Below are 23,801 nucleotides of genomic sequence, written 5' to 3'. Positions count from 1 at the left end.
CCTGCGCGTGGTCGCCAGTTGCGGTGCGCCGCTGACCGCGGCGACGGTGCTGCGCTTCGCCGAGGTGTTCGGCGAGATCCTCTACAACGTCTACGGATCCACCGAGGTCTCCTGGGCGACGATCCCCCCAGCAACCCCAACCCCTCAACGGTGCAAACCGCGAAACCAACCCCCGCCGTCATCCCGAATCAGGCGTAAGGCGTTCGCGCACAACCATGTTCGAGTTGGGCTTAGGGTTGCTGAGCGGGCTCAATTCACAACTTCGCCGACCCCTGGACACTCTCCAGCCTTTCGACATCCTGAATCAACCCCCAACTGAACCCTGCGCCATACCGTTCCCCAGCCATCGTCTCGAACAAGAACTCCTCATACGGCGGCCAATGATCACCGTCCTCCAAAGGCCCGAACATCTCCCCTAACTCCCTGACAGTCACACTCCAAGCCCCCAACTCCTCGGGCTTGGAAACCTTCGGAACCTGCAAACCACTCTTCCGAACGAATCGGACAGAATCCCAGTAACCATGGTCAGCGGTCACGGCAATATCGAATTCCGGCCACAACGCCGGTCGATAGGAAAGCACGTCCGAACCGGCGACCACCGAAGTGGCATCAAGCAGTCGTACAAGACTCTCGAACTGCCTCGAGTTCACTTGCAGCAGATCGCCGATGCTTTCTTTCGTAACCTCTGCCGCATCCCAGCTCACCCCGATACGCTCCAGAGCCTCCCGCTTGACGGACTTGTCGCACGTCATGCCCATGAGAACAAAGACTTCAAAATCCAGGTTTACACCGATCATACCGATACTTTTCTCCTCACTTATTTCGCGATGAAGCTGGTAACATCGCCACTCTGCGAGATCACAGATCCGTCTTCACGAACGATCAATACTACCTTCTGGACAGCATAAACCGGAAGGATTACCGTGCCACCTCCCACCGCTGGCGCAGTCCCACCAACCTCGCCAAATGCAGCTTTGGACGCAGAAACTGCAGCGTCGACAGCTTGCTCGTGCGACAAATGGAGATCAGTAAGCTTCTGTGCGAGCACACCAGGCTTGCCCGAGCCTTTGGGTAGATTCTTGACTTCGTTGCCGATCTGCTCTGCCTGTTGCCTTATTTCTGCCGATGCGGCATCTGCTTCCGCCTTGGCAAGATCTTTTCCCTTCTGCCCAAAAGATTTGATCTTCGACAAGGCTTCGGCAATCGGCTTGAGCGCAGATTTGAGTCTGATTGTCGACGTCGCAGTGGCCCGTATCGCGACACGGGCGGCTTCAAGAAGTCTCTTGAACTTCGCGTAAGTCTCAATTACCCGTGCCGCAACACGGCCCGCAGCAGCGGTCGCGGCACCGTCACTCAAGAAGTCGACCACCGTCCACGCGAGCAGCTCCGCCCCTTCTTCTTCCATCTCGGAATGAGCTTCGTCAATGTGATGGGCATGTTCATCGCAAGCGGAGGCCAGCGCTGTGTATGCGTTGCCGAGTTCATTGAGAGAATTCTGCAAGGTCGTAAGGGTGTGAACTGCCGAATCGATTTCCGGTGAAACCTGATTCTTGACTGTGCCGATATGCGCAGTCATAGCATTTGCAGTCCCATGGCAACTGTCGGCAGCGGACCGCAGAGCAGTTGCAGCACCGCGAAGTTTATCTTGGTGTCCGTTGGGCCAAATATTACCGACCCTATCCTTTATCCAACGCCACCAGGAAGGTTCAGAATTATCGGGCTGACCGGCAGACTTCGGCGGCGGTCCCGGGTGATTCGGTAGAAGGTTGTCCTTACTTATTCCGAGAGCCTCAGGTGTCGGCTTGTTGCCGATGACAGAAGCGCCATCGGCGTTTCGATGATTGGTCGCCGTAGCATCGACAAGTTCGGCACAGTTCGCGAGAGCGGCAATCGAGCTGAAGTGCGCATCAACAGTGCTCGACAAACCAGAATCGAAGTCATTACCCCAGTCCCGCGCGGCAGGGTCGGAACCAGCCATTCCCCCTGTACCCCCCATTGCCGCAGCTACCTTGCTATATGCAGTTGACAAGGTATTTGTCGCCGTGGCCAAGGCGAGCGCCGCAGCGTGCATATCGGCCGTATTGACATGAATGTCAGTCGTCGGGCTCACAGTTTCGGCCACATCCCAACATTCACATCTACGGTGTCGGAGTAGTTCCGATGCGCTTCCGCGACCGCTTTATGCAATGAGTCGAGCGCCTCGTGCGCTTCTTTCGCTCCACTGACCCACCGGTCATGCGCGACGCGATGTGCGTCGGCTGTCGTACCGGTCCAGTTCATATGTAGCGCCTCGACACACCTGGATACGTCAGAGATCCTGCCCTCAATCGACGCAAGAGTCGTGGCTGCGTCCTCGATGAGTCGTTCCAGTTCCGCAAGGTTGACGCGATGCCCAGTTGTCATGGCAAGTCCAAACTGCTAGGCCCGGCACTGCTTTGAAGACGCCACAACGCCTGACTCGTCGATTGGTCACGAGCCTGATATTCCGCGGCAGCCCGATGCAGCGCGACCGCGTCGTTCGAGAGACCAGCAACGATGTCACCTGCACCTTCGAAAAATTCGTCCCATGCAGAGTCGTGCGACTGCGCTGCGGTACCTTGCCAACTGCTTCCGATGATCGAACGAACTACCTTACGCAGGCGCGCCAGCTCGCTCTCGAAATCCTCCGAAATGCTGTTCATCGTATCCGCTGCACTATGCATATCATCAGGACTCACCTCGAAATCGGCCACTGATAACCTCCCATCCACAACAAGACATTGCAACGCCTCGGCCCGGGTGTCGATGGCATCACGTATGGTGCGCGCGATTGCCGATGGCCAAAGCCGCCTCGACCAAGGATTCCGCAGTAATTTTCATCAAAGCCCCCTTATCGATCGAACACCGATCGGACCAGTATAGACACCATCGGTGAAAGCCGATGCTCGCCAGGAACTTCCGTCAGTTGCGCACTTCGAGACCCGCGACCGGAATCATCGCGGCAGCAGGGGAACGATGACAGCCGCGGCCTCGGCTGCCCGCTCGAAGGGCGAGGACGAGCTGTGGTGGTCCAGGCGCAGTACGGTGACGCTGAGCGATCCCTGTTCGGCAGGGAACAGCAGATCGCACTGGTCGCCTTGGCGGTCGGTGATCGGCCGGAACCGCATACCTTCTCGGCCCGCGATCGAGATCGGCACGAACTCGACCCCAGCATGCTTGCGGCGGAAGTCTTCCAGTGTGTACATCTGAGACCACACATCCAGCGCGAAATTGCCTGGGTTGCTGCGCCCACCACAGCGTTTGAAGCCTTTGAAGACTCCTTCGAGGCCACCGATCGTCGTGGCGAGCGTCGTGGGGTCGACACCGACCTGCTGCCAGACCTCATCCGGGAGGGTGCGCGGGTCCCACAGCGAGGAGTGGATGGGCTCCCGGTCGCGAGGGGTAACCGGACCATCAGCGGACACGCTCACCAGCTCGTTTCCCATTTGAGTAGCATTTCATCCCCATTTCGTTCCCATTTGACGATCACTTGTTCGCGGCCCGGCCCCGGGGTGCGAACCGGCGCGAGATGCGGCGCTACCAGCGTTCGTATTCGTCCTCGTGTTGGCGTTGTGCGGCGTTGTCGAACCAGGCGTTGAAGCGGGCGGACAGGTCTTTGGCGGTGGCGGGGCGGATGGTGATGTGTTCGCCGAGGACTCGCAGGTAGCGGCCGTCGGTGAAATCGCACCACGAAACCTCGTGTGCGGGTTGGGGATTCGCGTGGATCGGGCCGACCAGGAGTGCGGCGGTGCCGTTTCCCTCGACGCGACCCGACAGCAGTCGGCGGTAGCGTTCGGCTGGTGTTTTGCCGGTGGCGGAGTGGTGGTTGTCGCGAAGATCGTTGGGGTGCACGGTGATCGGTGGCGCTGTGCCCGGTTCCCGGCCCGGGATCGCCGCGACCAGGCCGGCGCCGAGTTGCTCGGGGCGGTACGAGTGGACGCGGATCCGGCCGTCGACCTGGCCTTCGGTGAGTTGGTACAGCACCGTGGCGTGGTACAGATTCCGGGCGCCGATGATCCGGTAGGCCCGGGGTTTCCCTTTGCTGCCCTTGTATTTCGTTGTGCTGCCGAGGATTTCGACACGCATGTCCGAGGTGGTCACGGTGTGCAGCGCCAGATCGATCTGGTCGAGTTCATCCACGCCGTATCGTGCGCGCACGGCGGGGCGATGCAGTTCGAACTCGTCGCGGTAGGCGAACCGGCTGGTGAACCGCAGCAGACCCGGAATCCTGTCGTTGGCGTCGCTGAACCACAGCGCCGCGAAATCGTCCGGCTCCCAAGCCCATTCCGGCATTGCGTCTCGTCCCATCGATCTTTCCGGTGCCACCACCGCTATACGAAATATTGGCCCTGCGTGGATTCTGTCCACTATTCCGGAGGCGGTGTTTTCGCGCTACCGAAATCGGCACCGATAACTCCACCGGGAATTGTTTTATCGAGTTCACCGATGAGGAGTTCACCATTCTCGGCATTCGTCAAATACTCAGCCGTCTTGTGGACCTTATCCTCATCACGCTTACCTTGATTAGCGCCACCCATACCGCCCATATTATTCATTCCGGCACTGGAAACACCGGCGCGGGAATTCACCGACGCAGCCGCGGCAGCGGTATTCGGAGTACCCGTTCCGGGCACGCTGCGACCCGCGCCGCCACCGGAGGTGTTGTCACCGGCGGTTCCGCCGAGCCCACCGGTTCCGCTGTACGCGCCGGTACCGCTGTAGGAACTGGGTGTGACGCTGCTGGGAGTCGTGCTGTCCAGCGAAGACGGTGTCGTGGACGCGTTACTCGACGTATTCGCGGTGCTGTTCGGATTCGTCGACTGATTCTGATTGTTCGACTGACTCTGATCGGTCGAATCCTTCGAATCCTTCGAGTTCTTGTCGCCCGAATTCTTGTCATTCGAATTCGTCGTGGCAGGACCGGTACTCGTCGGAGCAGAAGGTCCAGGATTGGTGACACCCGGCCCGGGATTCTTGTCGGTCTTGATCGGATTCAAGCTCGCCGGAAGCACAGGCAAAGAACTGTCGGTCTTCTTGAACTCGGTCACGTAATGCTGCAGCATGGCCGACCTCGTGTCCGACTCGTTCTGTGTGCGAGTGTGCTCCTCGCTCCGGGCCTGCGCCCGCCCCAAGAACGGGATATTCGTCGTCCACGAATGCTCAGCGGCGGGCTTGATCCCGTTCTTCGTCTTCACCACCGCATCCGCCGCCGCACTGATACCCGTACCGATCCCGGACAACAGATCAGTCAGATTCGCCGCATCCTTCGTGTACTCACTGATCGCCGCCTTCGCCGCCTCCGCCGACGCACCCTCCCACGCCTCCGTGATCGACCTATCGATCGAACGCTTGAACGTCTCCAAACCCTGATCGAACTCACTCGCCCCAGTCGCATACTTCAACGCCTGCGCCTGCGCGTCCGTGGTATCGAGATGCTCGAAAGCATCCTGAATATCCTGACGACTCCAAGAGAAGACATTCTCCCCGTCGTGCGGGATCTGAGCGGGCTCGTTCTGTGCTGTCATATCAACTCACTGCACATTCTTGAACAGCTGAGGCATCACACCCGGCAACGCCTGAGTGACGGTCGACAGACGCTGCGGAGCCATCGCCTCTTGCGGTAAACTCGCTTCCAGCTGCTTATATTTCGCCGCTTGGGTCGTGTCGTGATCTGTTATTTGCTCACGGATCGTGCGAAATAGGGTCTGGAAATCGTCAACTGTTTGATAATGAGAATCGAGAATTGCGTATACGCTGTTGCCGTCTTTTTGCCCTTCGGCTTTGGCTCTCCATCGCGCTACCATCGTCTTGGCCGAGATCAGGTCCTTGCCTCCCTTTGCGACGTAATCTTCGCCAAGTCCCCAATGCTCTTGCCTGGAGATCTCCCGCATACGTCTCTGAACGACTCGGATCTGTGCCTTGAAAAGCGTGCAGTCACGGTCGATGTGGACAAAGCTGTCTAAATCCATGCGGATTGTCAAATTTCCAGCTTTTGCATCGTTGATCAAGCCGGTAAGCGGCCGCTGCGTTGTCGAATCTTTGTCGTCTGCCACTGTATTACACCCCTCCTGGTGTGGTTCGAGAAGCTTGCCGTTACGCTGAGGCTGGCACGCTCGGCAACACTTTCTCTGCGAGCCCTCGAGCGAGCTGACAGGTATCAGTCTTTCCCGTCTTGGGTGCAGATGCCGGGTTGGTGAGGTCGAATTCCAAGCTGCCGCCCTTCAGCTGAACATTGACCGTACAGTCCTCACTTGTGTTCTCTGTCTGCTGCCGACTAGCTATAGCTGGACGCCCGTTTATCGTAAATTCCTGTGTACCAGGAAAATGCTTGTCCCGCGTCATTACGACTGTCAAGTTGGTAGTCCGGATGGAAACAGCGTATCCATCCGGGTCAGCCCACACGCAACCACGCCATAGGATCTTCCCGGCATCGGCCTGGAAGTCGTCCAGCTGCTTCCCCTGCAGCGACTCCGAGTCCAAGACGCTCTGTGGAATGCCGTTGCAGGGGTCGAACCCCGTCGGCACCTGCACCGGCGTCGTGGTGGCGGAGCTGCTGCTCGCGGTGGACCCGCCCGATGACGAGCATCCGGTGAGTGTGAGAACGACAGCCCCGGTAACCAGTACTGCCGAGACGACACCTCGCCTGGTCATGGAGATCCTTTCGCCACCGGTGCACGGATGTGTCCGCCCGGGGCCGGATCGGCACCCTGCCCCCTTGTGAAATCTGGGCCAACCGTACACGTTCGGTTCTGAGGCCAGCAACCGGTGATCGGTGGTTTGGAGATGTCCAGCACGGCATATCGGGTGCGAACTGGTTGGGGACTGTCCGGACCGGCGCGGAGCATCTGGCAGCCGATCGTCCGGCTGCCGAGTCCTCGGACCGGCATGTGGTGGGCGGGTCGATTCGGTCAGGTTTGGGCTGGTGAGCAGATCGGGCATTGTTCGGGGGGATCGGACGGGTGGGGGTGGCCGAACTCGATGAGGGTGGTCCAGCAGGCCCGGATCATGGCGCAGGTTTCGAAGGTGCAGTGGGCGTGGACGCTGCTGTTGATGACGGCGTGCATGTCGGATGGGGGCAGTGGGTGGCTGGGGTGGTCGTGGAATGTGTTGTCGGGCATCAGAATCCCATGTGGGCGACGTCGGCGGGGACGAGGCGTCCGGCTGTGATCAAGCGGTGTTTGGCTTGTGCTTTGACCGGGCAGGTCGTGGCCGTGCATTCCAGGTGTTTCTGCATGATGAAGTGGGCGCAATCGACCGTCATGATCGGCAATCGGTGATGGTCGATTACTGGAATGTCGAACATGGAATACTCCAAATCAGTATGGGCGCATTGGATTTCCCGGCGACCGAAACCAATAAGGTTGTGTTGCAAACACATTGGTGAGCGGAATACCTGGCCGCCGGGCCGACACAAGTAGTACGCTGCCGGACAAGAGCGCGGAAGCTCTCGGTGGGCGAACCCCGGAAAATACTGTGCCGCTTCCGTAATGCCGCTCCACACCCATTCCAAAATTTCGAGTCGAAGGACAGCGAGGTCATGCGATGACCGGTTCGGCGGTGCCCCGACGCATGTTGGGGCGAGAACTGAAGAAGTTGCGCGAGCAGTGCGGCATGGCGGTGGTGGACGCCGCCGAGGCGATCGAAGCGTCACCGCAAACCCTGTGGCGGATCGAGTCCGGGCAGCAGGGGCCGAAGCTGAAAGAGTTGTACGTCAGGGTGTTGTGTGAGATGTACGGTGCGCCAGCGGATCTCACCGAGGCGTTGGTCGGGCTCGTGGCCGAGACGAAGAAACCGGGGTGGTGGCACAGCAATTTCGCCGATCTCATCCCGGCCCACTTCGATCTCTTCATCGGATTCGAAGAGATCGCGACACGAATCACGAGCTTCCAGCTGACGATGGTCCCGGGCCTCCTGCAAACGCCCGCCTATCGACGCGCTGTCGCCTGGATGGAGTTCCCCAATCATCCGTCCAGCGCGCTGGAACCGATGCTCGAGCTGCACAGACATCGAGTGACCCGGCTCGAGAATGCCGTGGATCCGGTCGAGTTTCGAGTGTTTCTGAGCGAATCGGTTCTGGATCACCAGGTCGGCGGAGCTGGTGTGATGCGGGAGCAACTCGAGCATCTGGCGAATGTCGGTTGGGCACCGAATGTTTCGATTCGGATAGTTCCTCATCGGGTGGGCAGCCACTTGGGATTGCTCACCGGTTCCTTTGTGCTGATGGAGTTTCCATCTCACAAGACCTCGCGACTGACCGAACCCCCGGTGGTCTACGTGCAGGGCTACACCGGTGCGCTCTACCTGGATCAAGAGTTCGAAATCAACCGCTATCGCTACGCGCTGACGCAGATCGACCGCGTAGCATTGGACGAAGACAAGAGCAGAGATCTGCTTCTGAAGGCAGCAAGGGAGTATCTGCCGTGACCGTAAAACCCAGTGGCGCAGCATGGTTCAAGAGCAGCAGGTCCGCCAGCCAGGACACCTGCGTCGAGGTAGCCCACCTCACCGACAGCATGGTCGGCGTCCGCGACTCCACCAACCCCACCGGCCCGGCCCTGGTCTTCACCCCCACAGCCTGGGACGCCTTCACCACCGCCCTCCACTCCGGCCGCTACGACCTCCCCTGACAACCGCCCAATTTCGATATGTCGATACTCGAGGAACAAGCACTTCTCACCACCTGGCAAGCCCCACGTTTCGACCGCACACCGATAACCGAGGCATCCCGCGGCGATCTGGACGACGAACTGGTCGACGACTTCGCCCGCACGGTCCGGTTACGTGACCGGCAGGGGCTCGGCCGATTCGAGGGCGACGAACTACTCCGCCGGGCCGGTGTGATCACCACTGACGGGGTCCCGACCCTGGCTGGGTTGCTCGCGCTCGGAACCTATCCCCAGCAGTGGTTTCCGCAATTCGTGGTCCGTGCCGCGGCCGAGCCGAAGGCCACCGATGCACCGGGTGCCCGAGCGCGCAACCAGGTCACCCTCACCGGTCCGATACCCCGGATGCTGGACGCGGCACTGGAATGGGCCGAGCAGACCTTCGACACGACCATCGTGAGCAGATCCGACGGTACGGTCGTCGACGTTCCGGCCTACCCACTCGTCGCCTTCCGCGAGCTGATCGCCAACGCTCTGCTCCACCGCGACCTGGACCAGTGGTCGCAAGGGATGGCAGTCGAGGTGCGGCTACGCCACGACCGCCTGATCATCACCAATCCCGGTGGCCTGTACGGAGTTACGGTCGACCGTCTCGGCAAGAACATGGTGACCTCGGCCCGAAACATGTGGCTGGTCAACATCTGCCAGTACCTGCGCTCCCCCGAATCCGGCGGCAGAATCATCGAAGCACTGGCGACCGGCATCCCGACCATCGCGCACGCCCTGGAACTCAACGGACTGCCACCCGCGCAATACAGCGAAGTGAGTAACCGGTTCACGGCGATGTTGGGCCCTCCCCCTGACAACCGCTGATGACCAGCCCTACGCACTCATGCTCGGAGCAGGGTGACCTCTCTGCCGGAAGGGGTTCGGGCGGAAGAGAATTCGGTGCGTTCGGCGATCGGTTCGGCGACCGGGCGGCGGTCGAAGACGACGAGTGTTCCGGTTTCCAGGCCGAGGCGGTCCAGGTAGCCGTCCAACTGCGCCAAGCCCTGTGTCAGGGGGTCGGCGCGGCGATCGGCCCAGATCTTCATTTCGATGGCCTCGCGTTGCAGCGCTTTCCGTCCTTCGCCGTCGAGATAGGGCTGACGCACCAGCAGATCGATCCGGCCGCGCCCGACACCTACCTCGCGATCGACGTGACCCGCACCATTCACCACCCGATGGAGATAGCCCATCAATACGAGCTGCGCGGCCGCCTCGTGATAATTGTCGCGGGCGGCCAGGACGTCACCGTGTTGAATCCAGAACTCGGCGAATTCACTCAGCAGCAGCGGAAAGTCGATACGGCCGTCGGGGAGCCGGAAACTCGCGGGAGTGGCGGTCACGAGGGTCTCGGTCCGGCCTCCGAGGATCCGCACGATCACCTCCTGATAGATCGGGTTCGCGAAGCGCAATGCCTTGTCCTGCGCGATAAGACCCAGATCCCGCACGTACCCGAGATCGTCGTCGAGCGTGAGATCCCCGCCCGGTTCGATACCCGCGATGATCGGCTCGAGCACCCGCTGTACCCGCGGCTCGTTCAGTTTCACGATAAGTGAATCCAAATGTGTTGCGCGAGCGAGGATCAGGCGTTCCTTCGCCTGCTCGATGTGGTCGATGGTGATCGTACCCCGCACCCGCATCCTATCGACGCCGGTGATCTCCCACGCCAACGCGTTCACCAGCCAGGGCTGCCCCTGCGTGTAGTAGAACGCCAGATCGATCGCTTTGTCATCGAACTCCTGCCCGGTCTCGGCAGTGTGCTGTCGAAACAACTCGGTAACTTCGGCCTTCGAGAAATCCCCGATACGGAGCGACCTGACCTTCACGTTGAACGGGCTCGATGTGCCCAGGCGAGTTGGGTCGCCACCGGAGGCCGCTTTGTAATCTCGAACATCCCGCAGTCCGCACAACACAACCGAATGCACGAAGCTCTGCCGATTCTGGGTGAATCCTGCCCGCAACTGCCGAAGGACACTCAGCAGACCCTCACCTTGCAGCGCATCGATCTCATCGAAGAAGAGCACCAGCGGACGTGAGCACTGCTTGGTCCACGCGCTCAACCCCACTGTGAGTCGCATGCCAGGCAATGCGTCCGGCCACGGATCCGGCGGCATCAACTCCAGCGGCAACCCCCGTACGCTGGCCGACAGCCGAATCGATTCCAGCAGTGCGTTTTCCACCGCGCCCACATCATCCCGCAGCGGCTCGCCCACCTCACACGAGAAAGACAGAGCCAAGAATTTGCCCCCGGCCGTCAACTCCTGAGCCAAGCCCAGCAGGGCAGTTGTCTTCCCACTCGGCCGTGGCACATACACGGCGAAGTGAAAACCGAGCTCGATGTACTCCCGTGCCGAGGGAAGACGATCCACTGCGGGAAGCATGTAATGCAGGTCCGGATAACACGGACCCGCCGTGTTGAAGTACCTCACCGATTCACCCTACCGGCCACCGACCTCGGTATCGGCCGACGCACTTTCGGATCGGGTCGCGGCGCCGGACCGAGTTGCTCGGCGGGTCGAAGCGATCACCGGCGCGGGTGTCAGGTGGCCATGGCCTGGGTGGCGGGTTGGTCGGGGGTGGTGGGGACGCCGGTGGGGTGGAAGTAGCCCATGAAGTCGCCGTATTGGGATTTGCCACCCGGGGGGAAGTTGGGGTCGCCGAGGGGGACGGGGTGGCCGTTGATCATGGCGTGCAGGCCGGTGTCGTCGCGGACTATCAGGGCGCTGCGGTGTTGCCATTGGACGATGTCGCCGGTTTGGAGGTTTCCGCTGTCGACGGCGGTGCCGGGGGCGTGGCCGCCGGTGCCGGAGTAGGCGGCCCAGCCGTCGCTGCCGTTGGGGTTCTGGGCGGCGTTGTGCAGGGCCTGGGCGACCATCGACGGGACCTTCACGTCGCCGATGCCGTTCATCTTCAGGTCGACCATGGTGTTCGGGTCGGTGATCGAGGGCGCGGCGGTGTCGGCGGAGGCGGCTACATTGTTGGTGAGTGCGTCGGCGATATTCTGCGGATTCGCTTGTGCCACAGCGGGAATCGTCGCGGCGGGATGCTGGGTGCCGGCGTACTGGGCGGTGGTGTCGTTGTTCAGCATCTGCTGGGGGTGCATGAACGAACTGAGCGAGTTCCCCAGGGTCGGCAGGGTTGCCAGGATGGGGGCGAAGGCGCTGATCAGGGAATTCAGCGGGTTGGAGGAGCTGGAACCGGAACTACTGTTCGAGGCGGTGCTCGAATTGCTCGAGTCGTTGGAGCTCGAATTCGTGTCGGTTGTGGTGGTATCGGTTGTGGTGTCGGTGGTTCCGGTGTCGTCCGTGGTGGTGGTGGTGTCGGTCGTGCTGTCGTCGGCGAAATCATTCGGATCGAGGAGCGCGCTCAGCGAATCGGTACCACCGCTGCCACTACCACTACCACTGCCGCTGCCACTGCCACTACCGCTGCCGGAACCCGAGCCGGAACCATTACCCGTACCAGTGCCGGTCCCCGTACCGGTGGACTGATGCGAAGCCTTCCCCGCCTCGTACCCCGCCTTGTAATCATCGGAATTCTTGTCGATGTGATTCTGCAAATCCTGCATGTGCTGATTCACCGCATCGACCTTGGTCTGCACCTTGTCGATCAGTTCGAGTACGTCGTCGATGAGCTCGTTTTCCAGGTTTTTCGGTATCTTGTTGTCTGCGGGAATAGCCGTGGTACGGGCACCCTTGGCATTGGGCGAGGTCAGCACGATCTCCGCGGCCTGGAGCTTCTCCCGCACACCGGTCACCTGTTTGCCGATGTACCCGAGGCCGTCGGTCACATACGAGGGGACGGTCGCGGTTTTACCATCGGTATCACCGTCCATACCGTTCATCCACTGCTTGACCTCGCCGACCGCTTTCATATTGTCCGCGTACTTGTCCAACGCGACCGAATGATCATCGGCATCGATCAACTTCTCGTCGATCAACTTCTTCAGAATGTCCGGCCGCGTCGACGGCTTGTTCAACTGCATAGGGCGGGCCAGCCTGTTCACCGCCGACTCCCCCATATCGATAGTCCCGCGCAATGTGTCCGATTCACCGACCGGGTAGTACAGGCGATACTTGTAATCCGACTTCGACTGTTTGTAATACGTCAGCCCCGTCGGCTTCCCTTTCGCCGTCGCGGCCAACGATCCGTCGTCCTGCAATTGCAGCCCGGCGTCGATGGAACACTGCGGCGACATCAGGTCCTTGACGGTCCCGATCTGCTTTCCGTCCTTGAAGACGACCGCCTGACCGCTGGAATTGACCTCCAGATGGGTGCCGTCGAAATTCGTTCCGCCGGGCAGCGTGGTGTTCCAGGACTTCAGCACACCGGTGTCCTTGTTCGTGAGAATCAGCTGCCCGTTCGGCTCCCACGTCAGGGTGTTGTCGCCCTTGGTCAGCGACTCCCCCGGCGCCAGATACTGATTCGGCCCGAGGATGTCCTTTCCGTTGGCCGAGGTCTGCTGCGGCGCAGGCGTGGAGCTGCCGGACGGTGACGGCGGCGCCTGCGGCGACGGACTGGGCTCCGGCTGGCCGTCCTGTTTCCCCGACCCCATCGCCCCGGTCAGCCCTCTCTGTCAGCGACCGGCCGCACCACGGGCGGCACGACCGACGGCGCGACGACTCCGGGCGGCGGACCTGCCGTAACACTCGGGGCCACAACACCACTCGGCGCCGAAACCCCGCTGGGCGACACCACCGGACGCGCGACCCGCTCGGACTCGACCGAGGACACCGTGGGCGGAACCGCAACGAAGCGTGGATGTTTCACGATCTGATCGTGCGCGTACGCCGCGTCCCGCAGCTGCTGCCGCGTCGGCTCCCCGTCCAGCAGCAACACCAGTTCGTTGCAGCGACGTTCGAAGACGATCGCGCGCAAGGCCGCGACCTCGTCGTCGACGCGAAGTTCCCCCGGCTCGACCCGGCTGACATCGACCCGGCGCGGCAGCATCGCGGCCGACAACAGGTCATCGGCATCACGCAATTCGTCCCACCACGACGCCGGAATCTCCCGATGCGCCTGCATCGCGTCCAGAATCCGCTGCCGCACCCCGCGCGAACCCCGGGCGTCGGCGGGCAGCGCGGCACCGGCCCCCACCTTCTCCTGCGCGTCGACGGCCAACTCGAGACAATGCTGGCCCACCTGCGAATCCGCCACGGCCGCAGCCTGTTCCAGCGCCTGCGTGGATCCGGCGAGCGCGAGCCGGTCGGCGGTGTCGGGGGTGAACACGCGCAGATCGACGTCGTAGGCCGGCGCGACCAGATCCGCCATCGCGGCATTGCCGAACCGGGTGCGTACTCCCGAATCGATCGGCCCGGACGACACCAGTGCCGTCAGCGCGGCACCGGCCTTCGCACCCCAGGCCAGGCCGAATTCCGCCAGCACCCGCGCCGGATCCGACACCCCCTCCCAGGGCGAGCCGAGCTCCTCGGAGTCCGCGGCCAGGAATTCGTCCCACATCCACGGCGTGGACACCTCGCGCGGCAGGAACAGTCCGGCCGGGAACCAGCCGCGCCCCTCGTTGGAGGTGATGAAAACGCCTGCGCCACTGGAACTTCGCATCACCGCGACCGACCAGTGCAGGCCGAGCACGGAGGAGTCCACCGCCGCCAGCACCGCGCCGAGCAGCGCCTTCGCGACCACCAGATCGTTGTCGACCTGCTCGCCCACCATGTACGCCGGTTCCGCATCGCGTTCCTTCGCGGCGGCGACGGCGGCGGCGAACGGCGTCATCATGGCGGCGGCCGCGTCGGCGTCGGCGGCCGACGGCGGCTGGCCCGGACCGCGACCGTCACCGGGCGCGAAGACCGATCCGCCGCCGCCGAGGGGCGCACCGGCGGGCATCGTGTCCATGGGCGAGGCGGATATCGTCCCGGGCGGACCGGTGGGGCCCGTGGGGCCGGTAGGCCCGGTGGGGTCGTACGGGCTCACGCCCGCGCCCGCGTCGGCCGGAGCACCGCCCGGGTGCGAGGTCGGCAGGCCGCCGCCGGCGGGTGTCTGCCCGCCGATACCGTCGGCCACCGGGACCGCATTCTGGCTGCCGTCGCCCGGAGTGTGGCTGCCCGCGGTGCCACCCGGGCCGGTGTGCGGCAGATTCGTCGCGGGTTGCACGCCGGGATACGTCCCGTTGCTGTTGTCGCCGCCGAACGAACCATCCTGTCCCCCACCGGCATTGCGAATGCCCGCGGCGCCGTCGTGCTCGGCGCGCTGATAGGCGAGCGCGGCCTGCTCGAGCTGGTACGCGGTGTCGTCGTGCTGCTTGGCCAGATGATTGCCGGCGTTCTCGCGGGCCTGGTAGTAATCGGTCAGCGCGACGTGCACCGGATGGGCGATGACGCCGTAACTCTGCGGAAAGTTCGCCAGCCACTCGGTGGGCTGTTTGGCCCACTCCCGAGTGGCGTCGGCGACCTTCTTGTGCTCGTTCGCCAACCATCGCAACATTTCCAGATCGACTTGGATGCTGCTGTTATCCGGCATGCTCGACAAGTCCTTCCCACCGCGGTCGGTCTCATTGTCGATCGTCCCCACCACTGGGAACACGCCTCGATTCCGGGCGCGGGCCGCACCGATACCGTCGAGATGCGGCAGTACGCCGAAACCGGCGACCGTGCGCGAAAGCCGAAGTCAGGAGGACGGTGTGGCCGACGAGTCGCGCGGACCGGCCACCGACGACGCGCTCGTCCGAGAGCTGGCCCGGCACGGTCCCACGGGCTGGGAACGCGTGGACGCGGTCTTCGCGATGACCGTCACCACCGAACTCGGTCACCTGGTGTATTCGCTGGGCGATCGCGTCGAATCGATGGATCCACCGGAGGAGATCCGCGCGCGCGTCCGCGAACTGCGCGCCGCCGCCGCTTCCGGCGCGGGGCCGTGGTGGCGAATGCTGTTGGTACTAACCAACTCCGGAGTGCTCGAGGTCGAATACGACTACGGTGAGGAGCCGTTCCCACCCGGGCAGTTGTTCGCGCCGGAGGCGTATCTCGCCGATCTGGCGGCGTTTCCGCGCGCGAGGGTTCCGGTGTGGTTGGCCGCCTATACCCGACACCAGGACCGGCAGCGGCGCAGTCCGAAACAGGCCGCGGCCCAGGCACGTTCGGACCGCACCGGAGGCGTGTGGGCGCGGCTCGCGGAGAACCAGTTTCCACCGTTCCCGCTGATGTGGGCGCGGTGGGCGGCGCTCGCGGCGGCGTTCGTCGCGGCCGGGTCGGAGTGGGGGCCGCGCATGTTGCCGTGGACCGGCATGTTCGAGGGCGTCGCGCGCGGAGGCGCCACGCTCTACGCGCTGCCGGGCGGGCGGGCGGTGCTCTCGGGTGGGGTGTGGAACGCGCCCGCGCTGGACGCGGCGTACAACGAGGCCGCGCCGATGCCGAATCTGTATGCGGGAGCGCCGGATTGGGTCGCGGATCCGGTCCTGAACGCGCGTGCGGGTAGCGGATTGCTGTCCTTCTGTTATTGGTGGGAGGCCGGGCGGTGGTATCGCGGGGAGTCGCCGTCCGCGCAGGAGTGTGCCGCGGCACTGCCGGGAATCTGGACCGGCGATACCACGGCCGAGATCATCGCCGGTATCGCGGCGGATTCCGGGTACGGTGAAAAGCTCCCTGCTGCAAAAGCATTGGTCACCTCCGCCGAGTCGGGCGCGGTGCCGGTCGAGGCGCTGATCGATGTCTTCGGGACCGTCGGCGAGATCGACGAGGCGCGTTATCAGCTGACGTCGGCCGGACTCGTCCCTCCGGCACCGGACCCGCTCCCGGCCGAGGCGGCGATCACCCGGGTCCGCGACTACATCACCGGCCGGGGACTGGACACCACGGGATATCCGTTGTCGCAGTTGGTCGCTCGCCGATTCAGCGTCGGCTGGATGGTGTACGTCCCGGTATCCGGCGAGGAGCTGGCGATCGGCCGCGCGATTTTCTACCTCGCCGATGACGGTGTGCTGGAACAGTCGTCCTCCTCCATCGCCCCGGCGCGGTACCAGGCCGACCTCGAGCGGCGCTTCGCCGCGCGTCAGGGCGAGACCGGTTGAGTGCGGAACCGCGAGAAAGGTTGTCCCGGTGGATCGTTGGGAACAGGAGGGATTGCGGGCGGCCAATCACGGGATCCGCAATCAGGTCGAGGACGTTCTCGATGCCTACGAGGCGCAGCGCGCACACCTGAGCGAGGTGCAGGCGAAGCTGGCGACCGCGCGGGCGACCGCGAAATCCGCCGACGGGCTGGTCGAGGTGACCGTGGACAGCTCCGGCGTGCTCACCGACGTGCGATTCGAACCGAAAGCCTTGCGCGGCAAGCCCGAACAGCTCGGCCGATCGGTGACCGAGGCGGGCCGCGAGGCCGCCCGCCGCGCTCAGGAACAGGCCCGAACCATCATGGCCCCGATCGCGGCGGCTGCCGAGGGGATGCCGGACCTGCCGGATCTGGTGCCCGGTGCGCCCAGTCTGCGGGAGCCCGAGGAGCGCTGACGTCGTCGGGAGTGTCGCGCAACACGTTCGGCGCGGCCTCCCAGCGTTGGGAAGGCCGTAGCGGCGGTGCTGCGGGAAGGTAGCGGACAATCGTCTCCTCGATGTCGCGGTGAAGGTTGAGGACGTCGCGTATGGGCGATTCGTTACAGGTCGATACCGATCTGGCGCGCACGCTCGCGACCGACCTGGCCGCCATCGCCGACGACGCCCAGGACGACCTGGCCCAACTGCGCGAGGTCGTGGACCGCGAGGGCGAATGCTGGGGCAACGACGAACCCGGCCGGACGTTCGCCGAGAGCTACGAACCGGATGCGAAGAAGGGGCTGACCAGTCTGCAACATCTGGTCGACAATCTGCGCTCACTGAACAAGGGCATCACCGACGCTGCCGACACTTTCCAGGACCAGGATCAGGACGCCGGGCATCAGGTTCGCACCCTGGGGCAGAACAGTTTCGAGACTCCGACGAGCGGGAATTCGTACGACCGGTCGGCACAGCCCGCGAGTTCGACATCGAATCCCACGAGTGATACCACCGCGAATTCGAACGGCGTCACCGGAACATCTTCTGCCGCAAACCCATCCACGACCACGCGGTCACCGGGCACAACCGAAAGCCCTTATCCCACACCGAATCATAGCCCTGCTGCCGCGCAACAGCAGCCGACCGCCGCCGATCCGGGCAACACCGCGTCGACGCCCGCCGATACCGCAGGCAAGTCCCCCACACCAGGCAACGTCTCTCCTGCTTCTTCGGAAAAACCTGCCGCACAACCAATTTCGAACAAATCTCCGGCAGGAACTCCGAAGGTCGGGGACGGTTCGACGGGCTCCGGAAAGTCCACGCAGACGCCTTGGTCCGGCCCGGCCGCAGGCTCACCGGCACGCAACGCCTCGGGAACGCCGTGGGCACCGTCGATGCCCGGCGGTTCCTCTCCCGGAAGGGTCTTCCCACCCCGTCGCGCCGCCGGACCGGCACCCAGAACACCCCGCGGTCGCGAACCGGCCCGCCCGAAACGAGCGAAGTACGCGCCCACCCCCGGCGATGCGGCCGCTCTGGACGCCCTGCGGGCCCTCGCCGCCCGACACGACCTGCGCCTCACCGGGTTCGACACGGTGCCGCTCATCGAGCAGACGGTGATCGAACTGGTCGCGGCCGTGGACGACATCCTCGGGAAGTATCCGTTCCTCGAATTCGCCGGGATCGGCGTCACCGAGCTCGGCGAGCACACGATGTCCCAGGTGCTGCGCGACCGAGCCCGCACCGAGCGGACGGGTGCGCGGGCTGGGCCCTGGATCCTGCTCGATCGCAAGGCTTTCACAGATCCCCGCATACTTGCCGAAAAAGTAAGCACCACAGCATATTCGGGCGAACCGATGCCGGAATTCGCACAGCGGCCGATGTATTCGACAATCGTCGCCGATCTCGGCCGGGTACTCGAGGCGGCCGCCGGCGCCGAACCACGCCGACTCGCGCAACGGTCGCTGATCGTCGAATACCGGCGGATCAGCGGGGAATGGGACCGGCACGCGGGGCTGCCGGGTGTCGTCGGCGGGTATCGCCGCTGGCGCGCGCAACTGAGCAGCCACGCCTTCGACGACGAGCGCTTCCGGCCCCGGGCCGCGCTGGTCGCCGCCTTCGCCGAGGTCGAACTGCGCGGCGCGAACGCCGGAGCACCCGCGAAGGTCCTGCACCGGCTGGTGGTCGAACACGCGCGAGGGCGGTCGGACACGCGGTGAGCGTGCATATCCCGTCGGGCTTCCCGACCTGGCTGGTGGATCTCGTGGCCGGGCATCTGCCGCTGGCCCAGGTCGATGCCATGCGCCGCCTCGCCGACGCCTGGGTCGCGCAGGCGCGCCGCTTGGGCGAGACCCTCCAGCGGCTGGAGGCCCTGCTGGCCAGCCATGCGGCCACCACCCTCGAGGGCGCCACCGGGGATGCGATCCGCGAACAGTTGCGCACCCAGATCGCCGACACCAAAGCGCAGATCACCAACTGCGACAACCGGGCCCGGCAGTTGTACGAGGCCGCGAACTCGCTCGAATTCGAGCAGTACGTGGTGATCGGCACCGCGGCGGCGCTCCTGGTGCAGATCACGATCGACCTGGCGATGATGAACGCCGCCAAGACCGTCGCCGATCGGCTCGCCGCCGAGACGACCATGAAATTCGCCTGGCGTGATCTGCTGAAATGGCTTGCGCAGCAGGCGAGAAGGTTCATGGTGGAACATCCGTTCCTGGCCATGGTCGGGCGCGGCGCACTGGTCGGTACGGTGATCGGCGGCGGGGTGAACCTGGGTGCGCAGGGTTTGCAGATCGTGCAGGGGCACCGCAAGACGATCGACGGGAAGTCGGCCGCGGTGGCGTTCGCGGCGGGTGCGGCCGGTGGCGGGACGGGTGCGGCCGTCGGCTGGGTCATCGCGCCGATGGTGAGCGGGTTGGGGGCGAATTCGGCGTCGCGGGCGGTGCAGGTGCTGTGGCATGTGGCCGGGACCGTGGCCGCCGGTGGGGCTGGTGGCGCCGCAGGTGGGGTGGCGGGTGGGGTGACCGCGACGGTGTTGAGCGGGGGGCAGATTCAGGGGCGGAATCTGGCCGATATGGCGATCGCCGGGATCGGGGCCGGTATTGCCGGGGCGGTCGGGGCGGGGGTGCGTGCCGGGGTCGGGGCGGCGAGGTCGACAGTCGTGAGTGCCGACTCCGCGACGCCGACGGTGGCGAGTGCCGACTCGGCGAGACCTATGGTGTCGGGTGGGGACTCGGCGAGATCCACTGGGGTGCAACCTGTTTCGCCGAGCGGTAGAGCAGGTTCGGGACACTCGTCGCCCGAGTCCACCTCCACGGCCAATGCGCCGCGCGACGGCCAGGTCCCCCGGCCCGAGGGACTCACCCCCGAAGAAATGGGCATCCCGCCGGAATGGGCGGACATGGGACGCCGGATCGAAGCGGATGTGCTGGGACATCCCAGTTCCGAATCCGGTGACGGTTTCTCACCGGAATTGATGTCCTGGGGTCGCGATGCCGAGGCACGGGTGCTGAGCGAGGGTGAATCCAGTGCTGGCGGGCCGGAGGGTAATCACGGTGTCGATCCGAAAGTGCCTGGCCCCCAGCCTGATTCGGCACGTCTGGCGACGCCGACCTCGGCAGCGCCATGGCACGGGTCCGGCTCGCCGATGGGGCACGACGGGGGCTCGGTCGCGCCGGGACGTCCCGTGCAACACGTGAGCACGGTCGCCGAGACCTCCCGCGCGCCCGCGTCGCCGAATGCCCGTGCCGGACAACTGGATCCGGTCGCATCCCTCGCCGAACGCACGACTGTCGAGCCCGCGTCGGGTGGGGATGGGCAGGTGCCCGCGGGATATCGCGAGGTTTCGACGGCAGCACCGCATTCCACCGACGGCCCCGCGCCACACTCCGCGGACGGTCCGGCGCAGCATTCCGCCGATAACGGCAGTGCGGCACCCGGCCACACCGACGACGGAGCTTCTCCTCCGGGAGAGGCCGCCGGACCCGAGCACTCGGCACCGCGCGCCGGGGATTCGGACAACGCACCGGGTGAACCGTCCGCATCATCCGAATACAATGTCTCACAGGAACATTCATCTCCCAGCGTGGAGAGACCGAGCAGCTCGGAAGCCGATCACGGACAGGGCGCGGCACCTCCCGGCGACGATGGCGGGGGCCCGTTCATACCGATGGACGACGGCGGCCCGACTCCCCGCACCCAGTGCGCCCCGTACGCGGCGGAGGTCACGCAGACCGTCACCGGGCACCCGATGGGCGACCTGACCGCATTGTCCCAGCGCGCCAACACATCCGGGGTCGGCGGCCGCGATCTCGCGAACACCGTGCACGCGGACTGGCGACGCGGCGGCGCCGAATCACCGGCAGCCGTGGTGAAGGAGGTGGGGGACGACGGCGGCACCGCACTGATGGGCGTGCAGTTCGAGGACACAGGCGCCCACGCCGCCACCGTGACGCGCAATGCCGAGGGCAATGTCGAGATCTACGAGCGCGTCGGCGACGTGGCCCGCAAGATATCCGGCAACGAGGTCGTGGAATGGATCCTCGACGAACAAGGCCGCCCCGTCCTCGAAATGCGCACGGAGGTCGAGGATGCGGTCGGCAAATGGCTCGACGACCTCGACGCCGCCAGCACCCACCTCATCCGCTTCCACGAAACCGAGGACGGAACCCACGCCCCGGAGATCCCCCTCGACCCCGAAACCGGCAACGTCTCCCAAGCTACCCCCGGCACCGACATGCCCGAATCCGCCATGGGCCACCGCGCCATCACCACCCTGGAACGCCCCTCCTCCGAAACCCCCAGCCCCCCACTGGACCTCGATTTCGACACCGAATTCCAGGGCCTGGCCCGCCAATTCGAAGCCGAACCCGCTGCGGCGCAAAATGATCCGACCACCCAAGCCGCCCCCACACCCCCGGACAGCCGCGTCGACAACTCCGCCCCACCCGAATCGCCGATGATGCGGTCCACCGACGAGACGACACATTCGACCGAGCACCTCACATCCGCCGCACACGAGCCCGCCACAACGGAATCCACCGAACCAGCATCCGCGACCACCAAGCCTGCCACACCTGACACCTTCGAACCTTCCTCTACCGCAACCGAACCCACCATCCCAACCAGCACCGCGGACGAGCACGCCGCAACAGAGTCCACCGGACTGGCATCCGCGGCCGTCAAGCCCGCCGCACCCGATACCTTCGAACATTCGTCTGCCGCAACCGAACCCACCACGGCCACAGCCAGCGCAAACGATTCCACCGGTACAAGATCCACTGAACAATCCGCCCCCACACCGGAATTCGCCGCGCACCAGGACTCGGCGACGACGCATCCGGACGCGACACCATCGGCACCCCACACCGGCGATGCGAATACCGTGCCGCCAACTACTCAGCCCACGATTGCCACTAATATAGCTGCAACACAACAGAATTCGACACCTCCACCCGAGTTCCGCGACGACACCGCTACACCGCTCGCAGGCCACGCCGCCACACTGCCGACCGCAGCCGCCACGAGCGACCGTCCGGACGACGAGGACTCCCCCGACTCCCCACCCCCGGAGTTCACGACCCCGGAAGGCGACGAGATCGCCACCCGCGCATCGGGTTACATCCCGAATCCCACCCTCGACGGGGTGCGCGACCTCCCGATGCCCGCGGACGCACCCGTGGAGGTCACCTTCGACCAGGGCGACCACATCGTCGTCCCCGGCGTCCCGGATCCCCCGGAGCCCGACCCGGCCGCCGAACCGATTTCCGCTGTGCCGCACCTACCTTGGACTTCTCCGGACCGACCGCCGGACCTCCAGGGCTTCCAGATTCCGGGCACCCTCCCCATCCCCGGAATGGACCCCGACGACACCAACACCCGCCCGGCCGAATTCACCCACCCCACCCATCATGAGGTCGCCCCGACCACCCATCTCCCCGCACTCCCTGAAAACCCGCCCGCCGAGAAGATCATCCCCGACCGCATCCCCACCACGAAGGACCCGAAAGCCCGTGACGCACCACAGGATCCGGCCCCACCACGCCTGAACCCCGACGACCCCGCACCGGGCCGTATCCCCGACCCGAGCGTGATCCCCGGCCCGGAACCTCTCCCGTCACGACAGCTCGCACCCCCGCTCCCGGGCCCGGTGGTGCCGATCCGCCCGGTCCCGTGGGCGACGGTGACCCCCGGCAAACGCCCCAAGAAGTCCACGGACCGACCTCCCCTCGCACCACAGGCCTCCGCCACCCCGCCTCCGGCCCCCGAACCCACTTCGGACACACCGAAATCCGGCACGAGCGCACAACCCACCCCGGCAACCGAACCACTGCACGAGGTCCTGGCCGCGTGGCCCGTCGCCGCCCAATCCGAGAAGGCCGCAGCGCTGGCCCGAAAGCTGGTGCGCCAGACCGGAACACAACAGCCGGTCACCGCGACGATCCAGGGCGAACCAGGCAGTCGACGACTCACCATCGAAGTCACCGACCCCGACACCACCCCACCGACCCGCCCCACACCGGGCAACCCCGGCTGGCCCACCCTCGCTCTCCTGGACCAGCAGACCGCGACCTGGGGCTTCACCGTGCACCCCGGCACCGGAAAAACGGTGTGGTTCACCTTCTTCGAGAACACCGCGAACCCGCCACAGGACACCTCCGCCCCCGATCTCGAAATAACCATCTCCCCGAACCTCGTGAAACCCGTGATCGGCGTAGTCCGCCAGATGGTCACACAACTCGCCCAACGCAACGGCTGGCCGGACGACCACACCGACACCGTGAACTTCGCCCTGGCCGAATTCCTTCAGAACGCCGCCCGCCACGCCCCCGACGGCCCGGCCCGCCTCCAACTCCGCAGAAAAGACGACACCCTCTTCGCAGCCGTCACCGACACCAACCCCAACCTCCCCACCCGCCCCGCCGAAGCCGACTTCGAAGCCGCCCCCCGAATAGCCCGAGCCGCAACCGATCTCGACACCGAACTGGGCTTCGGCCTGCACGGCCGCGGCCTCGCCACAGTAGAAGCCCCAACTGCGCATGGGCACCGCCGGGGAATCGGTGCGTTTCGCCGCCAGCGGGCGCGAACTCACCCCGCAGCAGCTCTCCGCCGAGGTGCTCAAGACGTTGTGCGCGGATGTGGACCAGCGGCTCGGCGA

The 23,801-nt window shown here is 64.6% G+C and carries 22 protein-coding genes; 9 read left to right on the top strand and 13 right to left on the bottom strand.

Translation table 11 applies throughout. The features are described 5' to 3' along the window. Nucleotides 1-7 precede the first annotated feature (7 nt). Nucleotides 8-319, top strand: a complete 312-nt coding sequence (locus tag NRB20_RS39740; RefSeq protein ID WP_406603923.1) for a hypothetical protein — start codon at nt 8-10, stop codon at nt 317-319. On the opposite strand, the gene NRB20_RS37135 is transcribed toward NRB20_RS39740, so the two are convergent. The 10 genes from NRB20_RS37135 to NRB20_RS37090 all read right to left on the bottom strand — a co-directional run bounded on the left by NRB20_RS37135 (nt 255) and on the right by NRB20_RS37090 (nt 7,136). Next, nucleotides 255-797 (bottom strand): hypothetical protein, encoded by a 543-nt coding sequence (locus tag NRB20_RS37135; RefSeq protein ID WP_153416118.1) that lies wholly within the window; start codon nt 795-797, stop codon nt 255-257. The genes NRB20_RS39740 and NRB20_RS37135 overlap by 65 nt on opposite strands. A gap of 20 nt (nt 798-817) precedes the next feature. Continuing rightward, complete coding sequence (locus NRB20_RS37130; RefSeq protein WP_153416117.1) at nt 818-2,122, bottom strand: WXG100-like domain-containing protein; 1,305 nt, start codon at nt 2,120-2,122, stop codon at nt 818-820. Further along, a complete protein-coding gene (locus NRB20_RS39735; protein ID WP_153416116.1) occupies nt 2,107-2,403 on the bottom strand; it encodes a WXG100 family type VII secretion target in 297 nt (98 codons plus the stop codon). Before NRB20_RS39735 ends, NRB20_RS37130 begins: the two co-directional genes overlap by 16 nt. Beyond that, nucleotides 2,400-2,732, bottom strand: a complete 333-nt coding sequence (locus NRB20_RS37120) for a WXG100 family type VII secretion target (protein WP_153416115.1) — start codon at nt 2,730-2,732, stop codon at nt 2,400-2,402. Before NRB20_RS37120 ends, NRB20_RS39735 begins: the two co-directional genes overlap by 4 nt. A gap of 240 nt (nt 2,733-2,972) precedes the next feature. Further along, nucleotides 2,973-3,464: a DUF3558 family protein gene (locus NRB20_RS37115; protein ID WP_153416114.1), complete on the bottom strand. Its 492-nt coding sequence runs from the start codon at nt 3,462-3,464 to the stop codon at nt 2,973-2,975. Between the two features lie 91 nt (nt 3,465-3,555). After that, a complete protein-coding gene (locus NRB20_RS37110) occupies nt 3,556-4,326 on the bottom strand; it encodes an ESX secretion-associated protein EspG (RefSeq protein ID WP_227834233.1) in 771 nt (256 codons plus the stop codon). 59 nt (nt 4,327-4,385) lie between these two features. Beyond that, nucleotides 4,386-5,543 (bottom strand): WXG100 family type VII secretion target, encoded by a 1,158-nt coding sequence (locus tag NRB20_RS37105; RefSeq protein ID WP_153416113.1) that lies wholly within the window; start codon nt 5,541-5,543, stop codon nt 4,386-4,388. Between the two features lie 6 nt (nt 5,544-5,549). After that, on the bottom strand, nt 5,550-6,071 hold the full coding sequence (locus NRB20_RS37100; protein WP_194290148.1) for a hypothetical protein: 522 nt from the start codon (nt 6,069-6,071) through the stop codon (nt 5,550-5,552). A 40-nt stretch (nt 6,072-6,111) separates the two neighbouring features. Then, nucleotides 6,112-6,669, bottom strand: a complete 558-nt coding sequence (locus NRB20_RS37095; protein WP_153416112.1) for a DUF3558 domain-containing protein — start codon at nt 6,667-6,669, stop codon at nt 6,112-6,114. Between the two features lie 257 nt (nt 6,670-6,926). Continuing rightward, nucleotides 6,927-7,136 carry a hypothetical protein gene (locus tag NRB20_RS37090; protein ID WP_153416111.1) on the bottom strand — a complete coding sequence of 70 codons (210 nt, stop codon included), beginning with the start codon at nt 7,134-7,136 and terminating at the stop codon, nt 6,927-6,929. 11 nt (nt 7,137-7,147) lie between these two features. On the opposite strand from NRB20_RS37090, the gene NRB20_RS37085 reads away from it, so the two are divergent. The 4 genes from NRB20_RS37085 to NRB20_RS37070 all read left to right on the top strand — a co-directional run bounded on the left by NRB20_RS37085 (nt 7,148) and on the right by NRB20_RS37070 (nt 9,494). Then, nucleotides 7,148-7,402 carry a hypothetical protein gene (locus NRB20_RS37085; RefSeq protein ID WP_153416110.1) on the top strand — a complete coding sequence of 85 codons (255 nt, stop codon included), beginning with the start codon at nt 7,148-7,150 and terminating at the stop codon, nt 7,400-7,402. A 158-nt stretch (nt 7,403-7,560) separates the two neighbouring features. Further along, complete coding sequence (locus NRB20_RS37080) at nt 7,561-8,442, top strand: helix-turn-helix domain-containing protein (protein WP_319945878.1); 882 nt, start codon at nt 7,561-7,563, stop codon at nt 8,440-8,442. Further along, nucleotides 8,439-8,645 carry a DUF397 domain-containing protein gene (locus NRB20_RS37075; RefSeq protein WP_319945877.1) on the top strand — a complete coding sequence of 69 codons (207 nt, stop codon included), beginning with the start codon at nt 8,439-8,441 and terminating at the stop codon, nt 8,643-8,645. Before NRB20_RS37080 ends, NRB20_RS37075 begins: the two co-directional genes overlap by 4 nt. An 18-nt stretch (nt 8,646-8,663) precedes the next feature. Beyond that, entirely contained in the window at nt 8,664-9,494 is an 831-nt protein-coding gene (locus tag NRB20_RS37070; protein ID WP_153416109.1) for an ATP-binding protein, read from the top strand. 17 nt (nt 9,495-9,511) lie between these two features. Here the strand turns inward: NRB20_RS37070 and NRB20_RS37065 are convergent, their stop codons facing one another. The 3 genes from NRB20_RS37065 to NRB20_RS37055 form a co-directional block, all read right to left on the bottom strand. Next, nucleotides 9,512-11,095, bottom strand: a complete 1,584-nt coding sequence (locus tag NRB20_RS37065; RefSeq protein ID WP_319945876.1) for a P-loop NTPase family protein — start codon at nt 11,093-11,095, stop codon at nt 9,512-9,514. A gap of 110 nt (nt 11,096-11,205) precedes the next feature. After that, entirely contained in the window at nt 11,206-13,221 is a 2,016-nt protein-coding gene (locus NRB20_RS37060; RefSeq protein ID WP_153416108.1) for a hypothetical protein, read from the bottom strand. An 8-nt stretch (nt 13,222-13,229) separates the two neighbouring features. Continuing rightward, nucleotides 13,230-15,143 carry a type VII secretion target gene (locus tag NRB20_RS37055; protein ID WP_153416107.1) on the bottom strand — a complete coding sequence of 638 codons (1,914 nt, stop codon included), beginning with the start codon at nt 15,141-15,143 and terminating at the stop codon, nt 13,230-13,232. 160 nt (nt 15,144-15,303) lie between these two features. Between NRB20_RS37055 and NRB20_RS37050 the strand changes: the two genes are divergently transcribed. The 4 genes from NRB20_RS37050 to NRB20_RS39480 form a co-directional block, all read left to right on the top strand. After that, nucleotides 15,304-16,689: a hypothetical protein gene (locus tag NRB20_RS37050; protein ID WP_319945875.1), complete on the top strand. Its 1,386-nt coding sequence runs from the start codon at nt 15,304-15,306 to the stop codon at nt 16,687-16,689. 28 nt (nt 16,690-16,717) lie between these two features. Then, on the top strand, nt 16,718-17,122 hold the full coding sequence (locus NRB20_RS37045; RefSeq protein WP_194290147.1) for a YbaB/EbfC family nucleoid-associated protein: 405 nt from the start codon (nt 16,718-16,720) through the stop codon (nt 17,120-17,122). A gap of 131 nt (nt 17,123-17,253) precedes the next feature. Then, nucleotides 17,254-18,861: a WXG100 family type VII secretion target gene (locus NRB20_RS37040; RefSeq protein WP_153416105.1), complete on the top strand. Its 1,608-nt coding sequence runs from the start codon at nt 17,254-17,256 to the stop codon at nt 18,859-18,861. Then, nucleotides 18,858-23,801, top strand: a 4,944-nt coding sequence (locus NRB20_RS39480; RefSeq protein WP_194290146.1) for an ATP-binding protein, incomplete at its 3' end; no start/stop codon positions are given. The genes NRB20_RS37040 and NRB20_RS39480, both read left to right, overlap by 4 nt.

Origin of the sequence: Nocardia macrotermitis (assembly GCF_009604405.1) — a bacterium.
Classification (GTDB): domain Bacteria; phylum Actinomycetota; class Actinomycetes; order Mycobacteriales; family Mycobacteriaceae; genus Nocardia; species Nocardia macrotermitis.
This window is presented reverse-complemented; position numbering and strand designations above follow the sequence as displayed.

What these genes read in the sequence shown, in the direction of transcription:
- NRB20_RS37135 (WP_153416118.1), bottom strand. Translation starts at nt 797, where the DNA reads ATGATCGGTGTAAACCTGGATTTTGAAGTCTTTGTTCTCATGGGCATG.
- NRB20_RS39735 (WP_153416116.1), bottom strand. Translation starts at nt 2,403, where the DNA reads ATGACAACTGGGCATCGCGTCAACCTTGCGGAACTGGAACGACTCATC.
- NRB20_RS37115 (WP_153416114.1), bottom strand. Translation starts at nt 3,464, where the DNA reads ATGGGAAACGAGCTGGTGAGCGTGTCCGCTGATGGTCCGGTTACCCCT.
- NRB20_RS37110 (WP_227834233.1), bottom strand. Translation starts at nt 4,326, where the DNA reads ATGGGACGAGACGCAATGCCGGAATGGGCTTGGGAGCCGGACGATTTC.
- NRB20_RS37105 (WP_153416113.1), bottom strand. Translation starts at nt 5,543, where the DNA reads ATGACAGCACAGAACGAGCCCGCTCAGATCCCGCACGACGGGGAGAAT.
- NRB20_RS37095 (WP_153416112.1), bottom strand. Translation starts at nt 6,669, where the DNA reads ATGACCAGGCGAGGTGTCGTCTCGGCAGTACTGGTTACCGGGGCTGTC.
- NRB20_RS37090 (WP_153416111.1), bottom strand. Translation starts at nt 7,136, where the DNA reads ATGCCCGACAACACATTCCACGACCACCCCAGCCACCCACTGCCCCCA.
- NRB20_RS37080 (WP_319945878.1), top strand. Translation starts at nt 7,561, where the DNA reads ATGACCGGTTCGGCGGTGCCCCGACGCATGTTGGGGCGAGAACTGAAG.
- NRB20_RS37070 (WP_153416109.1), top strand. Translation starts at nt 8,664, where the DNA reads ATGTCGATACTCGAGGAACAAGCACTTCTCACCACCTGGCAAGCCCCA.
- NRB20_RS37060 (WP_153416108.1), bottom strand. Translation starts at nt 13,221, where the DNA reads ATGGGGTCGGGGAAACAGGACGGCCAGCCGGAGCCCAGTCCGTCGCCG.
- NRB20_RS37055 (WP_153416107.1), bottom strand. Translation starts at nt 15,143, where the DNA reads ATGCCGGATAACAGCAGCATCCAAGTCGATCTGGAAATGTTGCGATGG.
- NRB20_RS37040 (WP_153416105.1), top strand. Translation starts at nt 17,254, where the DNA reads ATGGGCGATTCGTTACAGGTCGATACCGATCTGGCGCGCACGCTCGCG.